This window comes from Kribbella sp. NPDC005582 (assembly GCF_040605415.1).
Lineage (GTDB): Bacteria > Actinomycetota > Actinomycetes > Propionibacteriales > Kribbellaceae > Kribbella.
This window is the reverse complement of record NZ_JBEXCU010000004.1, coordinates 121,995-140,805: the sequence shown is the minus strand read 5'-3', so window position 1 is coordinate 140,805 and position 18,811 is coordinate 121,995. Positions and strand designations below refer to the sequence as shown.

The following is an 18,811-nucleotide window of genomic DNA, read 5'->3' as shown; positions in this document are numbered from 1 at the left end:
GGTGCATCCTCTTGGCATGGCACTCGAAGACCTCGCCGGCTACAGCCTGCGCCGGAGGCTCGGGTCCGGATCGGCCGGCACCCTCTGGCAGGTTCGCGACCTCGCCACCGGCCGCCACGCCGTGCTCAGACGCGTCCCCGTCACCGCAATCCACGACAAGGAGCAGTTCCGTGACCAGCTGATCGTCCTGCAACGCGTCAACCACCCACACATCACCCGCGTCCTGGAGGTCCGCGAGACCCCCGCCGAGTGGCTCGTCTTCAGTCGGTACGTCGTTGCGCTCAGCCTGACCGAGATCCTGCTCCGCCGAGGCACCATGTCGCCCGGCGAAATCGTCACCCTCCTCAGCCCCCTGGCCGACGCCCTGCACTTCCTCCACCACTGCGGTCTGATCCACGGCCACCTGACCCCGCCCAACGTCCTCATCGACGTCGAAGGCCGCCCAATCCTGACCGACGCAACGTTCCACTCCCTGAACCTGCACCCTCTGACCACCCCACCCACTCAGCCCCCATCACCCGCCGCAGACCGGCTCGCCCTGTCCACCCTCGCCGTCGACGTCGGCGGCCCCGCCACCCTGTTCGCCCCCGCCGTCTTCACCCAAACCCCAGCCCCCCGCCTAGCCGCCCACCTCCTAACCCTCACCACCCCCGAACCAATCAACCTCGGCGACCCCGACGACCTCCCACCACCCGCCGACGGCACCCCGCCCACCTCCGACACTCCGCCGCGCACCTCGGACGAGACTCCGTCGCCTACCTCGGACGACACTCCGCCACTCACCTCCGACGACACTCCGCCACTCACCTCCGACGACACTCCGCCGCCCGCGTCAGGTGGTACCCCGCCGACATCCGAAGGCGCCCCGCCCTCGACTGCCCCGCCCACCTTCGACGACACGCCAGCAGGAGTTCCGCGCGATCTTCGACCGCACACCCTGCCCCCGACCTCCCCGCCCACGTCTCACGGCACGCTGCCTCCGCCTATCCCGCCCGCCCCGCCCACGTCTGACGGCACGCTGCCCCCGCCTACCCCGCCCAGCCCGCCCACGTCCGACACCCCACCCGCCCCGCATCGCACCACCCCGCCCGCCTCGGATGACGCCCCGATCGACCAGTCCCGCACCCCGCTTGCGCCGGCCCGGCCGCGACCGCCCATCCCCGCCGCCACCCCGCAATCCGCCGCCCCAACACCACCCGTCCCCAAATCCCTACCCAGTCGCCCCAAGCCGCCCCGTCGCCTCCGCCTCCCCAAACTCGCCCGCCGAACCCCCGACCCGGCTCCCGACCCGCTCGCGCGCCTAACCGCCCAACCCCTCACCAAAACCCACGTAGTCCACACCGCCCAAACCCACCTGATCGGCACCACCCACATCGAACCCGCCATCAGTTGGTCCGCACCGCCCGCCGAACGCCGAGAGCCCACCGAATGGCGCGCGTCCGCTGCTCGCTCGATCGAGCAGCGAGACCCCGCTGACCCGTCCACGGAAGGGCGCGGGCCTGTTGCTTCGTCGGTTGAGGGGTGGGGGTCGGGTGTCGTGTCCGCGGAGGGGCGTGGGCCTGTTGCTTCGTCGGTTGAGGGGTGGGGGTCGGGTGTCGTGTCCGGGGAGGGACGAGGAGCTGTTGGTTCGTCGGTCGAAGGGTGGGAGCACGTTGCTCCGCTCGCCGAACGACGGGCCCCTGCCGACTCGCCTTCCGAATGGATCGCCTTCGCTGGCTCGCCGTTCGAATCGCGCGTGCCCGAGCCGCCCGCTGAGCGGCGAGCGCTCACTGACTCTGTCGCTGGACCGCGAGAGGCAGCCGCCCTGACGGCTGCATCCGCCTCACTCGCTTCACCCGCCTCACTCGCTTCACCGGCCTCGCCGGATTCTCTGTACCGTGCCACCCGGTCGCCCTCGCTGACACCGGACCGCGAACGACGAGAGTCGGCCGGCTCGCCGGCTGAACGGCAAGAGTCGGCGGTCTCTCCCTTCGCCAAGGCCCAACGACTACAAGGCAGTCACCTCACAGACGTGGCCGGGAAGCCGAGGCCTGTTGCGGCCGCGCCTGTTGCAACGCTCAAGCGGTCGGGCACTCGTCGTCGGGTCTGGCGTCGACGACACACCTGGTGGGGACGCCTGCGTGCATCGAGGTTGATCGTGGAGTTGGGCTACCGGTTCGAGCATCCCGCGTACGGCGTTGGGGCGGCAGTGGGACTCGGGATCACGGTGGTGCTGGGACTTGGGCTCGGGGCTCGGGCGGTCCTGGGTTCGTCCGAAGTTGCCAGTTCGGCCGAGACATTTAACTCCGCCGCCACACCAAGACCGCAGTCGACTAGCACCGGCACCGAGAAGACACCCACCCCGAAGCGCACCGCTCCGACTCGCCCGGCGACCCCGCCACCGACACCCCGGCGTACGAGTGGTGGGCGGAGTGTTGCCGAGTGGCTCACGATCCTGCGTTCGCTGGATGCCCAACGCGCAAAGGCGTTTCGCACTCTCGACGTGGCGACGCTCGACAAGGTCTACGTCCCGGGCAGCCAGCCTTGGCAAGCGGACCGGGCACTGCTCGCTGACTATCGCAAGCGTCGCATCCGCATCCACGGGCTACAGATCCACATCGACAAGAGCACCGTCATGCAGCAGAACTCGAGCACAGTCACCCTCCGCACTACCGACCATCTCGCCGCTGGCGAAGCAGTTGATCGAAGCGGCGCCCGAACAACTCTTCCGCCCGGCACTCCGACCACCCATCTGATAACCCTCACCAACGCACCACCCGCTGCAAACTCACCACAATCCAGTTGGCGCATCCGGTCGGTCAAGGCCGCGTGATCTCCGCGTGAAAACGCAAGCGGGGCAAGGGATAGCTGGTTGACGCCGTGCGCGCGTGCCGCCTCGCTGCCGACGCCGGGACCGAGGTCGAGGTAGCTGGCGTGGAGCGGATCACATGCCCATGACGCACGAGCGCACGTCCAGCTGCTGACGCGCCCGAGCACATCCTTCAACTGCTGGCTTAGCTCGTGGGCAGGCGGCGTCGGGACCGTCAATGCCCGGCGCCGAGCTGTGAGCGGGTCGAGGCAGCCGACGGTCAGCGCGACTACTGCGTTAGAGAGTGAGTGCTGCTGTTACTGCGTCGGGAGCGGTGGGGTGGTGGAAGGTGAAGCCGGCGGTGTCCAGGCGGGTGGGGAGGGCGCGTTTGCTGCCTAGGAGTTCCCAGGCGAACTCGCCGAGGGTGAGGCGCATGAGGGCGGCGGGGACGGGGAGCAGGGCGGGGCGGTGCAGGGCGGTGGCGATGGCTTGGGCCACTTCGGCGTTGGTGGTCGGGGTGGGGAGGGTGATGTTGATCGGGCCGGTCAGGGAGTCGTGGTCGGCGACGAAGCGGGTGGCGCGGAGCCAGTCGGGGAGGGAGACGACGGGGAAGTACTGCTGGCCGGAGCCGAAGCGGCCGCCGAGGCCGAGGCGGAAGGGGAGGGTGAGGAGCTGGAAGGCGGGGGCCTTGCGGGCGAGTACGACGCCGGTGCGGAGGGAGGCGACGCGGCAGCCGGCGGCGCGGGCCGGGGCGAGGGCGCCTTCCCAGACGCGGACGACGTCGGCGAGGAAGCCGTCGCCGAGCGGGGTGTCTTCGGTGAGGATCTCGGTGCCGCAGTCGAGGCCGTAGCCGCCGATGCCGCTCTGGGTGATCAGTGCTGGGCGGCGCTCGAGTTGGGCGGCGGCGTTGGCGAGGGTGGCGGTGGTGGTGACGCGGCTCTCGCGCAGTGTCTTGCGGTACGTCGGGGTCCAGGGGCGGCCGATGTTCGCGCCGGCGAGGTTGATCAGGACGTCGGCGTCGGCGATCGCGGCGAGGTCGAGTTCACCGCGGGCCGGATCCCATTGGAGTTCGCCGGGACTGGACGGCGTACGGCGTACCAGGCGGACGACGTCGTGGTCGTCGGCGCTGAGGTCGCGGGCGAGGGCTTGGCCGAGGAAGCCGGAGGCGCCGGCGAGCACGTACTTCATCCAGTTGGCTCCTTGCTGTGGAAATGGGACCGGCGCCGGTCCGTCGAACGGAACCGGCGCCGGGTCGCGCGGTACTGCGGGTCGATCAGACGTCGAACTGGGCCTCTTCGAGCCGCTGCTTGACCGCCGTCAGATAGCGGGCCGCGTCGGCGCCGTCGACCAGGCGGTGGTCGTAGGTGAGGGCCAGGTAGACCATCTGGCGGATCGCGATGGTCTCGCCGAGCTGCGGGTGGGTGATGACGACCGGGCGCTTGACGACGGCGCCGGTCCCGAGCATGCCGACCTGCGGCTGGTTCAGGATCGGGGTGTCGAACAGGGCGCCGCGGCTGCCGGTGTTGGTGATGGTGAACGTGCCGCCCGCCATCTCGTCCGGCGTCACCTTGTTGTTGCGGGTGCGGTCGGCGAGGTCGGCGATCTTCTTCGCCAGGCCGGCGATGTTCAGGTCACCGGCGTTGTGGACGACCGGGACCATCAGGCCGCGCTCGACATCCACCGCGATGCCCAGGTGCTCGGCAGCGTGGTAGGTGATCTCGCCCTTCTCCTCGTCGATCGACGCGTTCAGCTTCGGGTACTGCTTCAGCGCGTCGATGGCGGCGAGGGCGAAGAACGGCAGGAACGAGAGCTTGGTGCCCTCGCGGGCCTCGAACTCGGCCTTCTTCGCGTTCCGCAGCTTGGCGATCTCGGTGACGTCGACCTCGACCACCGTGGTCAGCTGGGCCGAGACCTTGAGGCTGTTCACCATGTGCGAGGCGATCGCCTTGCGGATCCGGCTCATCTTCTCGGTGGTGCCACGCAGCGGGCTGACCGTCGCGGCCTTCGCGGCGGGAGCGGCTGCTGCCGGGGCAGCGGCCGGTGCGGCAGCGGCCGCGGCCTTCTGGGCCTCGGCGGCGCTGATCACGTCCTGCTTGCGGATCCGGCCACCGACGCCGGTGCCCTGGACGCTGTTGAGGTCGACCTGGTGCTCGGCCGCCAGCTTGCGGACGAGCGGGGTGACGTAGTTCGGGCCGTCAGTGGACGACCCGTTCGACGACGCGGCGGGAGCCTGTACGGCGGGTGCCTGGGCGGCCGGGGCCTGCGCAGGGGGAGCCGCCTGCGGGGCCGGTGCCTGTGCCGGGGGCGCCGCGGCCGGTGCCGGAGCGGCGGCCGGAGCCTGTGCAGCCGGGGCCTGGGCGGCGGGAGCCTGCGGGGCGGGTGCCTGAGCAGCGGGGGCCTGGGCGGCCGGGGCCGCGGCGGGCGCCGGGGCTTCGGCGGGGGCCGGGGTCTCGGCCTTCGGGGCGGCGGCGGGGGCCGCGTCGCCGGAGCCGACGATCGCGAGCTCGGCGCCGACCTCGACGGTCTCGTCCTCGGCGACCTTGATCTCGAGCAGCTTGCCGGCGACCGGGGACGGGATCTCGGTGTCGACCTTGTCGGTGGAGACCTCGAGGAGGGGCTCGTCGACGGCTACGTCGTCGCCGACCTGCTTGAGCCAGCGGGTGACGGTTCCTTCGGTCACGCTCTCGCCGAGTGCCGGGAGGGTGACGGAGGTGCCCGATGCGGCCGAGGAGGCCGCGGGGGCTGAGGCCGAGTCGGCCGAGTTGGAAGACGAGGAGTCAGCCTGCCCGGTAGAAGCCGGGGCGGACTGCTCGGCGGCAGCCGGCGCCTGCTGCGCGGCGGGCGCGGCCTCGGCGGCCTGAGCCTGCGGCTGCTCGGCGGGCGCGGCCTCAGCCGGTGCGGCCTCGGCCTGCGGCTGCTCAGCGGGAGCTTCGGCGGGCGCCTCGGGCGCGGAGCCGGAGGACTCACCGGCGTCACCGATCACGGCCAGTTCGGCGCCGACCTCGACGGTCTCGTCCTCGGCGGCCTTGATCTCGAGGAGGGTGCCCGCGACGGGCGACGGGATCTCGGTGTCGACCTTGTCGGTCGAGACCTCCAGCAGGGGCTCGTCGACGGCAACCGTGTCGCCGACCTGCTTGAGCCAGCGGGTGACGGTTCCTTCGGTGACGCTCTCCCCGAGGGCCGGCAGGGATACAGAGGTCGGCATGACGGTCGTTGCTCCTTCGTCTGATCGGTCGAGTGTCAGCCTACGGTGCCGCTGGCGCGGGCGGGACGCGGGTCACGAGAACCCGGGATTACCCGCCAGTCACAAACGTACTAGGGCACGCCAGCGGCGCAGGCTGAACCTCAGTCGTGGAAATGCAAGGGCTTACCGGCCAGCGCGAGGTGCGCCTCGCCGAGGGCCTCGTTCTGGGTGGGGTGCGCGTGCACGAGCGGCGCGACGTCGGCGGGGTAGGCCTCCCAGTTGTAGATCAGCTGGGCTTCGCCGATCAGTTCGCCGACCCGGGAGCCGACCATGTGCAGGCCGACGACGGCGCCGTCCTTGGCGCGGACCAGCTTCACGAAGCCGGACGTCTTCAGGATCTGGCTCTTGCCGTTGCCGCCGAGGTTGTAGTTGAGGATCTCGACGTCGCCGTACTTCGCCCGGGCCTGCTCCTCGGTCAGACCGACCGACGCGACCTCGGGCTCGGAGTACGTGACGCGCGGGATGCCGGCCTCGTCGATCGGCGTCGGCGCCAGCCCGGCGAGGTGTTCGGCGACGAAGATGCCCTGCTGGAAGCCGCGGTGCGCGAGCTGCAGGCCGGGCACGATGTCACCGACGGCGTACACGCCGGGAACGCTGGTCTGCAGGGTCGCGTCGACGGTGATGAAGCCGCGGTCGAGGGCGACACCGACCTCCTCGTAGCCGAGTCCGGCTGTGTTCGGGCCGCGGCCGACCGCGACCAGCAGCACCTCGGCCTCGATCACCTCGCCGCCGGCAACCGTCACCTGGACGCCGTTGTCGACGACCTTGACCGACTCGAACGGCGTACCGGTCTTGAAAGCGATCTTGCGCTTGCGGAACGCCCGCTCGAGCGTCTTGGAGCAGTCGGCGTCCTCGGCCGGTACCAGCCGCGGCAGTGCCTCGACGATGGTCACCTTGGTCCCGAACGACGTCCACGCCGACGCGAACTCGACGCCGATCACGCCGCCGCCGAGCACGACGGCCGACTCCGGCACGCGGTCCAGCGTCAGCGCGTGCTCGCTGGCGATCACATGCTGACCGTCGATCTCGAGACCGGGCAGCGACCGCGAGTGCGAGCCGGACGCGAGGATGACATTGCGACCCGTGTACGTCGTCCCGCCGACCTCGACCGTGGTCGGGGAGGTGAGCCGTCCCTCGCCCTCGATCACGGTGATCCCGCGGGCCTTGAGCTGGCCCTGCAGTCCCTTGAACAGCCGGTCGACGACGCCGTCCTTGTACTTGTTGACGCCACCCATGTCGACGCCCTCGAGCGTCGTCCGGACGCCGAACTGCTCACCCTCGCGGGCGGAGTCGGCGACCTCGGCGGCGTGCAGCAGTGCCTTGGTCGGGATGCAGCCGCGGTGCAAGCAGGTGCCGCCGACCTTGTCCTTCTCGACCAGGGCGACGGATTTCCCCAGCGTCGCGGCGCGCAGGGCCGCGGCGTAACCGCCGCTCCCGCCGCCGAGGATCACCAGGTCGTACGTCGTACCGCTGCTGTCTGCCGCGTTCGTCACAGGTTCCTCCGTGGGCGTGTGGTCGGCGGGCCGGCCCCGGATCGCGGTGCGGGCCCGGCGACATCTTCGCACGACCGGAATTGCCGCAAGTGGCAGAAACCGTTACCGCGACTTTCTGCCGTCGAGTTGCGGTGATAGGCGACACTTACCCCATGAAGTGGTTCGGACGCCGGCAGAAGGCCGGCACGATGCGCAAGTCGGACACTCCTGACCAGGCGCACCTGCGTGAGTTCGCCACCAGTCGCCAGGGGGTCGAGGGCTTCGTCGAGCCACGCACCGCCGTGACGGAGTACACGCTGCTCCTGGTCGCGGTCGACGGCGAGTGGACCCGTCGCCGGGTCCCGTCGGTGCAGTGGGCGCACAACTTCGCCAACAAGCTCGGCATCCCGTCGTACGACGCAGCCGTGGTCGGCTACCCGCCGCGGATGCGCGAGTACAACGCGCGGATGAAGAAGCAGGGCCTGATCTGATCCGCTCGTGGGGAGGACCCCACGAGCGGATCAGTTGATCAGCTGGCCGAAGCGGCGAGCTCCACCAGCGTCCGTACGGCGTACCCGGTGCCGCCGGACGGCGTGTAGCCGGAGGCGGAGCCGTCGTTGAAGGCCGGGCCGGCCACGTCGAGGTGCACCCAGTCGATGCCGTCGGCAACGAAGTCGCCGAGGAACGCGGCGGCGGCCAGCGCGCCGCCCCAGGGCTCACCGGTGATGTTGGCCAGGTCGGCGACCTTCGAGTGCGACTTCAGCTTGTCCAGCATCTCGCTCGGGATCGGCAGCGGCCACATCGGCTCACCGGCCGCCACCGCGGCGTCCACGACGCGGTCCCGGGCGGTGTCGGTGTTCGCGAACGCGCCGGCCACCTTGGTGCCCAGGGCAACGACACAGGCGCCGGTCAGGGTGGCCACATCGACGATCAGGTCGGGCTGGTCCTCGGACGCGCGGACGAGCGCGTCACCGAGCACCAACCGGCCTTCGGCGTCGGTGTTCAGCACCTCGACGGTCTTGCCGCCGTACATGGTCAGGACGTCGGAGGGCCGCGCCGCCGATCCGGACGGCATGTTCTCGGCCATCGCCGCGTACGTCGTCACCTGGACCGGCAGACCGAGCTTGGCGATCGCCAGCGTGGCGGCGATGACGGCGGCCGCGCCGGCCATGTCGGACTTCATGCTGATCATGCCGCTGGCCGTCTTCAGCGAGAGGCCGCCGGAGTCGAACGTGATGCCCTTGCCGACGAACGACAGGTGCGTGACCGGCTTCTTCGGCGCGTAGCTCAGCCGGACCAGCCGCGGCGGGTTGGTGGACCCCTGGCCGACGCCGAGGATGCCGCCGTACCCGCCCTTGACCAGGGCCTTCTCGTCGAGCACCTCGACCTTGACGCCGTACTCCTTGCCCAGCTTCACCGCGTGCGCGGCGAACTCGACCGGGTGCAGGTCCGACGGCGGGGTGTTCACCCAGTCCCGGACCAGGCGGATCGCCTCGGCGGTGACGTCGGCGCGCTCCAGCGCGGCCTTGGCCTCCTTGGTCCGGGCCAGGTCGGTCAGCACGGTCAGTGCTCCGGCCTGGTCGGCCGAGCTCTCCGACTTGTACGTCGTGAACGCGTAGCGGCCGAGCAGTGCGCCCTCGGCGACCGCACGGACGCACTCGGCGTCCGGGGTCGGCAGGGCGAAGGCGACCGACTGGGTCAGTTTGGCGGCCCGGACACCGGTGCCGGCGGCGATCCGCAGATCCTCGGTCTTCAGCGTGCCGTCGGGGGCCTCACCCAGCCCGACGGCGATCAGGGTCGCCGACTTGCCCGGCTTCGGGCCGGGCACCTTGGTCACCTCACCGGTCTTGCCGGTGGCGCCCAGTCCGGACAGCACCTCCACCAGTTGCCCGCCGTACGCGGCGTTGAGCGACTCAGTGCCGGCCGGCAGGGTCACCGCGCCGTTGAGTTTCACGACGCCGACGACGACCGCATCGGTTTTGACACCGGCCGGATCGGACTTGCTCAGGGTGATGGTGCTCACGAAATTCTCAGTCCTCCTTGACCGGTAGGCGAACAGCCGGTCGTGACGGTACGTGAATACTGCCTTCGCATGCTACGCGTCCGGTAGTTTCCCCTCCATGACCGGATCGCCAGAACTGAAGAAGTCCCCGTTGCACGAGCGCCACGTCGCACTCGGCGCCAAGTTCGCCGAGTTCGGCGGCTGGGAGATGCCACTGGAGTACTCCGGAGTGGTCGCGGAGCACACCGCGGTCCGGAGCTCGGTCGGCGTCTTCGACGTGAGCCATCTGGGCAAGGCGACGGTCACCGGCCCCGGCGCGGCGGCGTACGTGAACGCCTGCCTGACCAACGACCTCGGCCGGATCGCGCCGGGCCAGGCGCAGTACACGCTGTGCTGCAACGAGCGTGGGGGAGTGGTCGACGATCTGATCGCCTACCTGCACGCCGACGACGACGTCTTCCTGATCCCGAACGCCGCGAACACCGCCGAGGTGGTGCGCCTGCTCGAGGCCGATGCGCCGGACGGCGTTGTGGTGAAGAACACCCACGACGACTACGCGATCCTGGCCGTCCAGGGCACCCACAGCGACGACGTGGTCGCCGCCATCGGCCTGCCGACCGGCCACGACTACATGTCCTTCGCCGTCGCCGACTTCGCCGGTACGCCGGTAGTCGTGTGCCGGACCGGTTACACGGGCGAGCGGGGGTACGAGCTCGTCGTACCGAATGCTGCTGCGGTTGCCGTGTTCGACGCGCTGTTGTCGGCCGGCGCGCAGTACGGGATCGTCCCGGCCGGCCTGGGCGCGCGGGACACGCTGCGCACGGAGATGGGCTACCCGCTGCACGGTCAGGACATCTCTCCGGAGATCACTCCGGTGCAGGCGCGGTCCGGCTGGGCCGTGGGCTGGAAGAAGGAGCACTTCTGGGGCGACACCGCGCTGCGGGCCGAGAAGGAGGCGGGCCCCGCGCGCATCCTTCGCGGCCTGCGGGCCGTCGGCCGTGGCATTCCGCGGCCGCACATGTCAGTGCTGGACCCGGCCGGGACCGCACTGGGTGAGGTGACGTCCGGTACGTTCTCGCCGACGCTGAAGAAGGGCATCGCGCTCGCCCTGCTGGACGCAGGAGTGAAGGAAGGTGACCAGGTCACCGTCGACATCCGCGGACGGCAGGAAGCCTTCGACGTCGTCAAGCCGCCCTTCGTCACCGTGAACGTTCGCGAGGGCTGAGGTCGCCACCCAATTCGCCCTGTACAAGAACCTGTTCGGGATGTTGTTCCTGCGGCGATCTGCTGGGTGAGCGCAGATCGCCGCTACTGGATCAGTCCCAGGATTCTGTGATCACGGTGCCTACTTCCGACGGGGGCGGGTGCCCCGACATGGTCGGCTCGGGCTGTTACCAGGCGCTTACCATGAGCCGGTGGAATTCCGCTTGCTCGGTGCGGTCCAGATCTGGTCGGGCGGCGCTCAGATCATCCTGAAGCGCCGCCAGGAGCGGCTGCTGCTCGCTGTTCTCTTACTGGAGCGGGGCAAGATGGTCGCTGCGCAGCGGCTGCTCGAGCTGCTGTGGCCGACGACGATGCCGGTCAATCCACGGCGGGCGATGCAGGTCTACGTTTCTCGGCTGCGCACCATGCTGGACGTTGAGCTCACTGGTGGGCCGGAGGGGTACGCCATCCAGGCGCCTCCGGGGAGTACCGATATAGAGCAGTACCGGTCGCTGGTGGCCCAGGCTCAGCGCGAGGAGAAGTTGGAGCAGCGCAGCAAGCTGCTGACGGATGCTCTGAGTTTGTGGCGCGGGCCTGCGCTGGCCGATGTGACTACGGAGCCCCTCCGCCAGCGCCTCTGCGGAGGATTGGAAGAAGAGCGCTGGGTGGCCGACGAGCTGCTGCTGTCGACAGAGCTCGCCCTCGGCCATCATCAGGAGATCCTGCCCCGCCTGGCTGAGCTGCGCGCCGCTCACCCGACCCACGAGAGTTTCGCGAGCGCCTGCATGTTGGCGCTCTACCGTTGTGGCCGGCAGGCCGACGCTCTAGCTGTCTATAGAGCCCTGGTGCGGCGTCTCGACGAAGAGCTCGGTGTGGAGCCGGGAATCGAGGTCCGTGACCGCCACGTGGCCATCCTGCGCCAGGACCCGGCCCTCGACTATACGGCCGAGCCGAACGTGCCGCGCGAGCTTCCTGCGGATGCGGGCCTGCCGGCCGGACGGGACGATGTGCTGGACGAGCTGTCAGCCGTACTGCTCGGCCCGGCCCGGCCCGGGGTACCGACTGTTGTCTGCCTCCACGGACCGGCGGGGACGGGCAAGTCCGCGGTTGCCGTGCGGTTGGGGCACCGGTTGGCCGCCAGGTTCGCGGACGGTCAGCTCTTTGCGCGCCTCCAGGACGTGAACGGCCAGGCCGAGGAGCCGAGGGCAGTCCTCGGACAGCTCCTGCGCTCACTCGGCGTGGAGGAACCGGACCTGCCTGAGTCCCTGGAAGAGCTTTCTGCCCTGCTTCGCAGCCGCCTGGCCAAGAAGGCCGCACTACTAGTTCTGGACGATGCCATCGGCAGCGGCCAGATCAGACCCCTGCTGCCGGTCAGCGGAGCGGTGATCATCACGTCTCGGCTACCCATGCTCGGCCTGGAAGACGCAACGCACCGAGAATTGCGCCGGCTCGACGATGAGAGCGGGGAGATTGCCGGGTGCGGAGGTGCTTGACGACCGCTACGCGGCGGCGGTCGTCAAGCTGGCGACCATGGTGTCATCGATCCTCACTCGCAGGCACCGGCAGACGGACCTCGAATTGTTACATTCTGTTATTTTGTGGCACAAATTGGCCACTGTCGGTGCTGTGCCGACGCGTTTCGCGAAGGATTGATCGCGGACAGTCACCATTAGGGGCAATTGTTCCGGTCGAGTACCCGTTCCGGTAACGATTTGTGCACTGCTGCCGAGCACCGCTGGTTTGGTGTCACAGTGTCAGGCAGGCTACTCGCGGCTGGGGGGTTTGCCGGTGTCAAGGGATTTGACGCAGGCCCTTCCAGCGAGCGAATGTTCGGCACGATCTACAGACCGCCGCCGGACACAAATGGACCATATTCATCCGGCTGACAGAGCTGACGGAGCGCGAATGAGCATTGGGTCACCAGACTCGACCGTGGGGATCGAGGACCACCCGGCCTCTGCCGAACCGGAGCGGGCCAAGGGCGTCGCGCACGGCAAGTCGCCGACCCGGATCGCGATGGACCGGTTGCGCAAGGACAAGGTCGCGATCGTCTGCGCGTCGATCGTGCTGTTCTTCGTCCTGGTCGCGATCTTCGCGCCCGTGCTGGCCGGTCTCGAAGGCGGCAACATCGCGGACTTCAACCCCAAGCTGATCGACGAGTTCGGCTTCCCGACCATCGGCATCACGCCCGACCACTGGTTCGGCGTCGAGCCCAGGACCGGTCGCGACAACTTCGCTCGCTGGGTGTTCGGCGCCCGGCCGTCGCTGCAGGTCGCGTTCACCGCCACCGTCTTCGGCACCGTCGTCGGGGTCGTGATGGGGCTGATGGCCGGCTTCCTGGGTGGCTGGGTCGACCGCGTGATCTCCTGGGTCATCGACTTCGTGCTGAGCCTGCCGTACCTGCTCTTCGCGATCGCGCTCGTTCCGATCGTCGAGTCGTGGCGCGGCGGTTCGCTGAACCTCTCACCCGAGCAGCAGTCCAGCACGCGGTTCCTGGTACTGATCTTCGTGCTGTCCTTCTTCGGCTGGGCCGGACTGGCCCGCATCATCCGCGGCGAGGTGCTCTCGCTCCGGGAGCGGGAGTTCGTCCTGGCCGCCAAGGCGATCGGGGTCTCTACGCCGCGGATCCTGTTCCGTGAGCTCCTCCCCAACCTGGTTGCACCGATCGTCATCTCGGCCTCGCTGGCGTTGCCCGCCTACGTCACCGCGGAGGCCGGATTGTCCTTCCTCGGTGTCGGTCTGATCGAGCCGACCCCCTCGTGGGGCCAGACGATCGCGACCGCCACGAACTGGTTCCAGGCAGACCCGGTCTATCTGTGGCTGCCGGTCGGCGCGATCACCATTCTGGTGCTTTCGCTCGCGCTGCTCGGTGACTCGATCCGGGACGCCTTCGACCCCAAGACTCGCCGGTAGTGCGGCGATTGCCCGAGCGGCAGAAAAGGAGAAAACCGACCATGCAGGTGAAACGGATCACCGCAGTCGCGGTGACGGTGATGTTGGCCGTCGCTGCCTGTGGCAGCCCGTCTTCGAAGGGCGGTAGCGGCGGCAGTTCGGACGGGCCGGCGAACACGACCCAGACGAAGGTAATGGACGCAGCCGCCAAGGGCCCCGCACCCGACGTCGACGGATTCAAGAAGGGCGGCACCGCGACGATCCTCTCGGACGTCACGCCGTCGACCTTCGACCCGACCGACACGTACTACGTCGACGGATTCCAGATTCAGAAGCTCTACTTCCGGGCGCTGACCCAGTACCGGCTCGACGGACCGGACCACAAGCCGGTCCTGGTTCCCGACCTGGCCGAGGACCTGGGCACGGTGTCGGACGACAAGCTGAAGTGGACCTTCAAGCTGAAGCAGGGCATCAAGTACTCCGACGGTTCGCCGGTCAAGGCCGAGGACTTCGCGTACTCGATCAAGCGGTCGTTCGCGTCCGACATCTTCACGAACGGACCGGCGTACCAGCGGCAGTTCTTCAAGGGCGCCGACAAGTACAAGGGCCCGTGGGCGAGCGGCGACAACTTCGAGGGCGTCGAGACGCCGGACGACCACACCCTGGTCATCAACCTCTCGAAGCCGTTCCCGGACATGCCGTTCTTCGGCGCGTTCACGCTGTTCACGCCGATCCCGAAGGCGAAGGACACCAAGGACGCCTACCAGTCGAAGCCGCTGGCCACCGGTCCGTACATGGTGGACTCTTACAACCCGGGCTCCGAGCTCAAGCTGGTCAAGAACCCGAACTGGGACCCGGCCACCGACGCGGTGCGCCACCAGTACCTGGACGGCTACCACTTCCGCTTCGGTCTGGACACCATCAAGATCCAGCGGCAGATCCTGGCCAGCACCGGGCCCGACTCGAGCTCCCTCACGTACAGCAACATCGACGCGACGCTGATGCCCGAGCTGAACCAGGGCACCAAGAAGGACCAGCTGATCCAGGGCGACACGCCGTGTAACCGGATGGTCCCGCTGGACACCCGCAAGATCCCGCTGGAGGTCCGCAAGGCGATCGCGGTCGCTTACCCCTACGACACCGAGCGCAAGGTCGCAGGTTGGACCTCGCTCGCCGAGCCGCCGGCTTCGACCTACATGTCGCCGTCGGTTCCGGGCTGGGAGAACTACGAGATCCCGGGCCTGAACGGCAAGGGTGACGGAGACGCGGTCAAGGCCAAGCAGATGCTGCAGGAAGCGGGCAAGGAGAACTTCGAGCTGTCCTGGTACTACTCGAACGACGCCAAGATCGCCACGCAGCGCAGCCAGGTTCGCCAGCAGGCGCTGGAGAAGGCCGGCTTCAAGGTCAAGGCGATCGGTGTGCCGACCGCCAAGATCCGCGAGGTCACCGGTGACCAGAACGCTCCGGTGAACATGTTCAAGTCTCCGGTCGGTTGGTGCTCCGACTGGCCGAGCGGCTCCTCGTGGGCGCCGGTGCTGTTCCGCTCCGACGCGATCAAGCTGGGCAACAGCGTTGGCCAGCTCGAGGACAAGGCGCTGGACGCCGAGATCGACAAGGTCAACAACATGTCGCCGGAAGAGGCCCTGAAGACCAAGGCCTGGATCAACCTCGACAAGAAGATCATGCAGGACTACCTGCCGGCTCTTCCGGTCTACCAGTCCAGGTCCGCCTTCCTGGTCGGTACGAACATCGGTCACCCGATCAACGACCCGACGCAGGGTATGCCCGAGTTCACCTCGCTGTTCCTGAAGCAGCCCTGATCGCCACCAGTGATCGGACGGCCCTGAGCCGTTCGTTCTGATCGCGCAATGGGTGGCCGGCCAGTCTCTGGCCGGCCACCTACGGCGATCGGTGAGGAGAATCCCACGTGTTGTACTTCCTCGGGCGCCGCATTCTCAGCGCTCTGTCCGTCGTCCTCGTCACCCTGGTGGCGACGTTCGCTCTCTTCTTCATCGCACCGACGGATCCGGCGGCGGCGATCTGCGGCGAGCGCAACTGCCCGCAGCAGCGGTACGAGGAGATCAAAAAGGGCCTGGGGCTCGATCAGCCCAAGGTGAAACAGTTCGCCGACTACATCGAAGGCATCGCAGTCGGCCGGACGTACATCAACGGGGGTGTCGAGCGCGAGTGCAAGGCCCCGTGCCTCGGCTTCTCCTTCAAGAACGACCGCTCGGTGCTGGAGATGCTGGGCAACCGGGTTCCTGTCACCGTCTCGCTGGTTGCCGGAGCGGCCGTCATCATGCTGACGGTCGGTGTGACCGTCGGATCGCTGGCCGCCAAACGGCGTGGAACCGCCGGCGACCGCATCCTGGTCACCAGCACGCTGGTGATCAGCTCGATCCCGTACTACATCGTCGCCTTGATGATTGCTCTCTACCTGACGATCTTCTACCCCATTCTTCCCCGCGGCAGCTGGACACCACCGAGCGACAACATCGGGAAGTGGGTGGCCGGCCTGCTGACGCCGTGGCTGGTACTCGGCCTGGTCAACATGACGCAGTACGTTCGGTACTCGCGCGGTTCGATGGTCGAGACACTGAACGAGGACTTCATCCGGACCGCCCGGGCCAAGGGCCTGTCGGACCGGGTCGTGACCTACAAGCATGCACTGCGCTCCGGTCTGATCCCGGTCATCACGATCTTCGGCCTGGACGTGGCGGGCATGCTGGCCGGTGCGATCTTCACCGAGCGGATCTTTGACCTGCCGGGTCTGGGTAACCTCGTTCTCGAGAGCCTGGTCAACTTCGACCTGCCGGTCATCATGGGGACCGTGCTGGTCTCGTCGATCTTCCTCGTGACGGCCAACGTGATCGTCGACATCGTCTACAGCCTGATCGATCCGCGGGTGAGGTTGTCGTGACCACACCTGCCCCAGAAGACCGAAAGGACAGCATGGCCGAGAGTGCAGCGGAGCGGCCGGCAGCGGCCGCGGACGCCAAGCGCGGTCCGTCGGTCGCGACCCGCGAGCGCCGGTCCGGTCTGATGAACCCCAGCGGCGAGACGCCGTACCTGGTAGTCGAGGACCTGACTGTGAAGTTCCCGACCGCCGACGGTGTGGTCAGCGCGGTGAACGGGCTGAGCTACTCGGTCCCGCTGGGCCGCACCCTGTCGATCGTCGGCGAGTCGGGCTCCGGCAAGTCGGTGTCGAGTATGGCCGTGATGGGTCTGCACGACCGCAAGCGAACCCAGATCACCGGGTCGATCCGGCTCGGCGGCGACGAGCTCATCGGGATGCCGGAGAACGACCTGATGAAGGTCCGCGGTGACGCGGTCGCCATGGTCTTCCAGGATCCCCAGTCGTCGCTGCACCCGCTCTACACGGTCGGCAACCAGATCTCCGAGGCCTACCGGGTGCACCACAAGGTCTCCAAGGACGTCGCCAAGAAGCGCGCCCTGGAGATGCTCGACCTGGTCGGCATCCCGAACCCGATCCGCCGATTCGGTCAGTACCCGCACGAGTTCTCCGGCGGTATGCGGCAGCGCGCGATGATCGCGATGGGTCTGGTCAACGACCCGAAGCTGATCATCGCCGACGAGCCGACCACCGCGCTCGACGTGACGGTGCAGGCGCAGATCCTGGACCTGCTGAACAACCTGCAGAAGGAGTTCGGCTCGGCGATCGTGCTGATCACCCACGACCTGGGTGTGGTGGCCGAGATGGCCGACGACGTTCTGGTCATGTACGCCGGTCGCTGCGTCGAGTACGGCACGGCCACCGACGTACTGGCGAACCCGCGGATGCCTTACACCTGGGGCCTGCTGGAGTCGATCCCGACGGTGTCGGCGGCGAGTGAGAAGCTGCGCCCGATCAAGGGTCTGCCGCCGAGCCTGCTGAACCTGCCGAGCGGGTGCTCGTTCAACCCCCGCTGTCCGTACAAGGAGCGGGTCAAGGGCGACCGCTGCATCACCGACCTGCCCGAGCTGCTGCCGGTCGACGGCGCCGGTGCCCACACGTCCCGTTGTCATCTGCACGACAAGGCCTCGATCTACGAGGCCGAAGTCCTGCCGAGACTGAGCTGACGAGCGGACTGAGGAGAGTAATGAGCGACACAGTACGTCCGATCGACCAGCCGGCCGGTCAGGGCGAGACGCTGCTTCGGGTCCGCGACCTGAAGATGCACTTCCCGATCAAGGAATCCGCCGGTCTGCGCCGGACGAAGAAGATGGTCCAGGCGGTGGACGGTGTCAGCTTCGACCTGAAGGCCGGTCAGAGCCTCGGTCTGGTGGGTGAGTCCGGTTGTGGCAAGTCCACCACCGGCCGGATGATCACGCGGCTGCTCACGCCGACGTCGGGTGAAATCAACTTCAAGGGCACCGACATCGCGCGGCTCAAGGAGCGCGACCTGCGCCCCTTCCGCCGGCAGTTGCAGATCGTCTTCCAGGACCCCTACAGCTCACTGAACCCGCGCCAGACGGTCAGCAACATCATCAGTACGCCGTTGCGCGTGCACAACCTGGTCAAGAAGGGACAGGAGCTCGCCCGGGTCCAGGAGCTGCTGGAGCGGGTCGGCCTGAACCCCGAGCACCACAACCGCTACCCGAACGAGTTCTCGGGCGGTCAGCGGCAGCGGATCGGGATCGCCCGCGCACTGGCGGTCGAGCCCGAGGTGATCATCGCCGACGAGCCGGTCTCCGCGCTGGACGTCTCCATCCAGGCCCAGGTGATGAACCTGCTCGAGGACCTGCGCCGGGACCTCGGCATCGCGTTCGTGTTCATCGCGCACGACCTCGGCGTGGTCCGGCACTTCTGTGACCAGGTCGCGGTGATGTACCTGGGCAAGATCGTCGAGCAGGGCCCGCGGGAGCAGATCTACGGCGCTCCGCAGCACCCGTACACGCAGGCGCTGCTGTCCGCCGCTCCCGACCTCGGCACGATCCGCGGCGTACCGCCGAAGGAGCGGATCCGGCTGGTCGGGGACGTCCCGTCGCCGATCGACCCGCCGAGCGGCTGCCGGTTCCGGACGCGCTGCTGGAAAGCCGAGGACATCTGCGCCCTGCAGGAGCCCGAGCTCGAAGGCAAGCCACAGTCGGTTCCCGGCCACGCGGCCGCGTGCCACTTCGCCGAGCCGAAGGTGGACCTCATCGCCGAGATCGCCTGAATCAGCTGTTCCGGAGCCGCCCCGATCCCTTCGGTCGGGGCGGCTGTCGTT

The 18,811-nt window shown here is 68.4% G+C and carries 13 protein-coding genes and 1 pseudogene; 10 read left to right on the top strand and 4 right to left on the bottom strand.

Annotated features, from left to right (window positions below):
* Positions 1-16: 16 nt before the first annotated feature.
* Both ABZS29_RS23835 and ABZS29_RS23830 read left to right on the top strand, forming a co-directional pair.
* Positions 17-445: pseudogene (locus ABZS29_RS23835) on the top strand (protein kinase); the annotation flags it as partial.
* 2,037 nt (positions 446-2,482) lie between these two features.
* Positions 2,483-2,812, top strand: a complete 330-nt coding sequence (locus tag ABZS29_RS23830) for a hypothetical protein (protein ID WP_355465586.1) — start codon at positions 2,483-2,485, stop codon at positions 2,810-2,812.
* A gap of 273 nt (positions 2,813-3,085) precedes the next feature.
* Here ABZS29_RS23830 and ABZS29_RS23825 read toward each other — a convergent pair whose 3' ends face one another.
* The 3 genes from ABZS29_RS23825 to lpdA all read right to left on the bottom strand — a co-directional run bounded on the left by ABZS29_RS23825 (position 3,086) and on the right by lpdA (position 7,525).
* A complete protein-coding gene (locus ABZS29_RS23825; protein WP_355464645.1) occupies positions 3,086-3,976 on the bottom strand; it encodes a TIGR01777 family oxidoreductase in 891 nt (296 codons plus the stop codon).
* A gap of 85 nt (positions 3,977-4,061) precedes the next feature.
* Positions 4,062-5,993, bottom strand: a complete 1,932-nt coding sequence (sucB, locus tag ABZS29_RS23820) for a 2-oxoglutarate dehydrogenase, E2 component, dihydrolipoamide succinyltransferase (protein ID WP_355464643.1) — start codon at positions 5,991-5,993, stop codon at positions 4,062-4,064.
* Positions 5,994-6,133: 140 nt separating this feature from the next.
* Positions 6,134-7,525 carry a dihydrolipoyl dehydrogenase gene (gene lpdA / locus ABZS29_RS23815; RefSeq protein ID WP_355464641.1) on the bottom strand — a complete coding sequence of 464 codons (1,392 nt, stop codon included), beginning with the start codon at positions 7,523-7,525 and terminating at the stop codon, positions 6,134-6,136.
* 152 nt (positions 7,526-7,677) lie between these two features.
* On the opposite strand from lpdA, the gene ABZS29_RS23810 reads away from it, so the two are divergent.
* Positions 7,678-7,995, top strand: coding sequence for a hypothetical protein (locus ABZS29_RS23810; protein ID WP_355464639.1), 318 nt, complete (start codon positions 7,678-7,680; stop codon positions 7,993-7,995).
* Between the two features lie 38 nt (positions 7,996-8,033).
* Here the strand turns inward: ABZS29_RS23810 and ABZS29_RS23805 are convergent, their stop codons facing one another.
* Positions 8,034-9,527, bottom strand: a complete 1,494-nt coding sequence (locus tag ABZS29_RS23805; protein WP_355464637.1) for a leucyl aminopeptidase — start codon at positions 9,525-9,527, stop codon at positions 8,034-8,036.
* A 97-nt stretch (positions 9,528-9,624) separates the two neighbouring features.
* Here ABZS29_RS23805 and gcvT point away from each other — a divergent pair, with 97 nt between their 5' ends.
* The 7 genes from gcvT to ABZS29_RS23770 all read left to right on the top strand — a co-directional run bounded on the left by gcvT (position 9,625) and on the right by ABZS29_RS23770 (position 18,760).
* Positions 9,625-10,731 (top strand): glycine cleavage system aminomethyltransferase GcvT, encoded by a 1,107-nt coding sequence (gene gcvT, locus ABZS29_RS23800; RefSeq protein ID WP_355464635.1) that lies wholly within the window; start codon positions 9,625-9,627, stop codon positions 10,729-10,731.
* Between the two features lie 190 nt (positions 10,732-10,921).
* Positions 10,922-12,202, top strand: coding sequence for a BTAD domain-containing putative transcriptional regulator (locus ABZS29_RS23795; RefSeq protein WP_355464633.1), 1,281 nt, complete (start codon positions 10,922-10,924; stop codon positions 12,200-12,202).
* Positions 12,203-12,614: 412 nt separating this feature from the next.
* The gene (locus ABZS29_RS23790; protein ID WP_355464631.1) at positions 12,615-13,622 is read left to right on the top strand and encodes an ABC transporter permease; all 1,008 of its coding nucleotides are present in this window, start codon (positions 12,615-12,617) and stop codon (positions 13,620-13,622) included.
* Between the two features lie 41 nt (positions 13,623-13,663).
* On the top strand, positions 13,664-15,421 hold the full coding sequence (locus tag ABZS29_RS23785) for an ABC transporter substrate-binding protein (RefSeq protein ID WP_355464629.1): 1,758 nt from the start codon (positions 13,664-13,666) through the stop codon (positions 15,419-15,421).
* Positions 15,422-15,528: 107 nt separating this feature from the next.
* Positions 15,529-16,521 (top strand): ABC transporter permease, encoded by a 993-nt coding sequence (locus tag ABZS29_RS23780; RefSeq protein WP_355464627.1) that lies wholly within the window; start codon positions 15,529-15,531, stop codon positions 16,519-16,521.
* A gap of 32 nt (positions 16,522-16,553) precedes the next feature.
* Positions 16,554-17,681, top strand: a complete 1,128-nt coding sequence (locus ABZS29_RS23775; RefSeq protein WP_355464625.1) for an ABC transporter ATP-binding protein — start codon at positions 16,554-16,556, stop codon at positions 17,679-17,681.
* A gap of 20 nt (positions 17,682-17,701) precedes the next feature.
* Positions 17,702-18,760, top strand: coding sequence for a dipeptide ABC transporter ATP-binding protein (locus tag ABZS29_RS23770; RefSeq protein ID WP_355464623.1), 1,059 nt, complete (start codon positions 17,702-17,704; stop codon positions 18,758-18,760).
* Positions 18,761-18,811: the final 51 nt, after the last annotated feature.

What these genes read in the sequence shown, in the direction of transcription:
- ABZS29_RS23825 (WP_355464645.1), bottom strand. Translation starts at nt 3,976, where the DNA reads ATGAAGTACGTGCTCGCCGGCGCCTCCGGCTTCCTCGGCCAAGCCCTC.
- gcvT (WP_355464635.1), top strand. Translation starts at nt 9,625, where the DNA reads ATGACCGGATCGCCAGAACTGAAGAAGTCCCCGTTGCACGAGCGCCAC.
- ABZS29_RS23790 (WP_355464631.1), top strand. Translation starts at nt 12,615, where the DNA reads ATGAGCATTGGGTCACCAGACTCGACCGTGGGGATCGAGGACCACCCG.
- ABZS29_RS23810 (WP_355464639.1), top strand. Translation starts at nt 7,678, where the DNA reads ATGAAGTGGTTCGGACGCCGGCAGAAGGCCGGCACGATGCGCAAGTCG.
- sucB (WP_355464643.1), bottom strand. Translation starts at nt 5,993, where the DNA reads ATGCCGACCTCTGTATCCCTGCCGGCCCTCGGGGAGAGCGTCACCGAA.
- ABZS29_RS23770 (WP_355464623.1), top strand. Translation starts at nt 17,702, where the DNA reads ATGAGCGACACAGTACGTCCGATCGACCAGCCGGCCGGTCAGGGCGAG.
- ABZS29_RS23775 (WP_355464625.1), top strand. Translation starts at nt 16,554, where the DNA reads ATGGCCGAGAGTGCAGCGGAGCGGCCGGCAGCGGCCGCGGACGCCAAG.
- ABZS29_RS23785 (WP_355464629.1), top strand. Translation starts at nt 13,664, where the DNA reads ATGCAGGTGAAACGGATCACCGCAGTCGCGGTGACGGTGATGTTGGCC.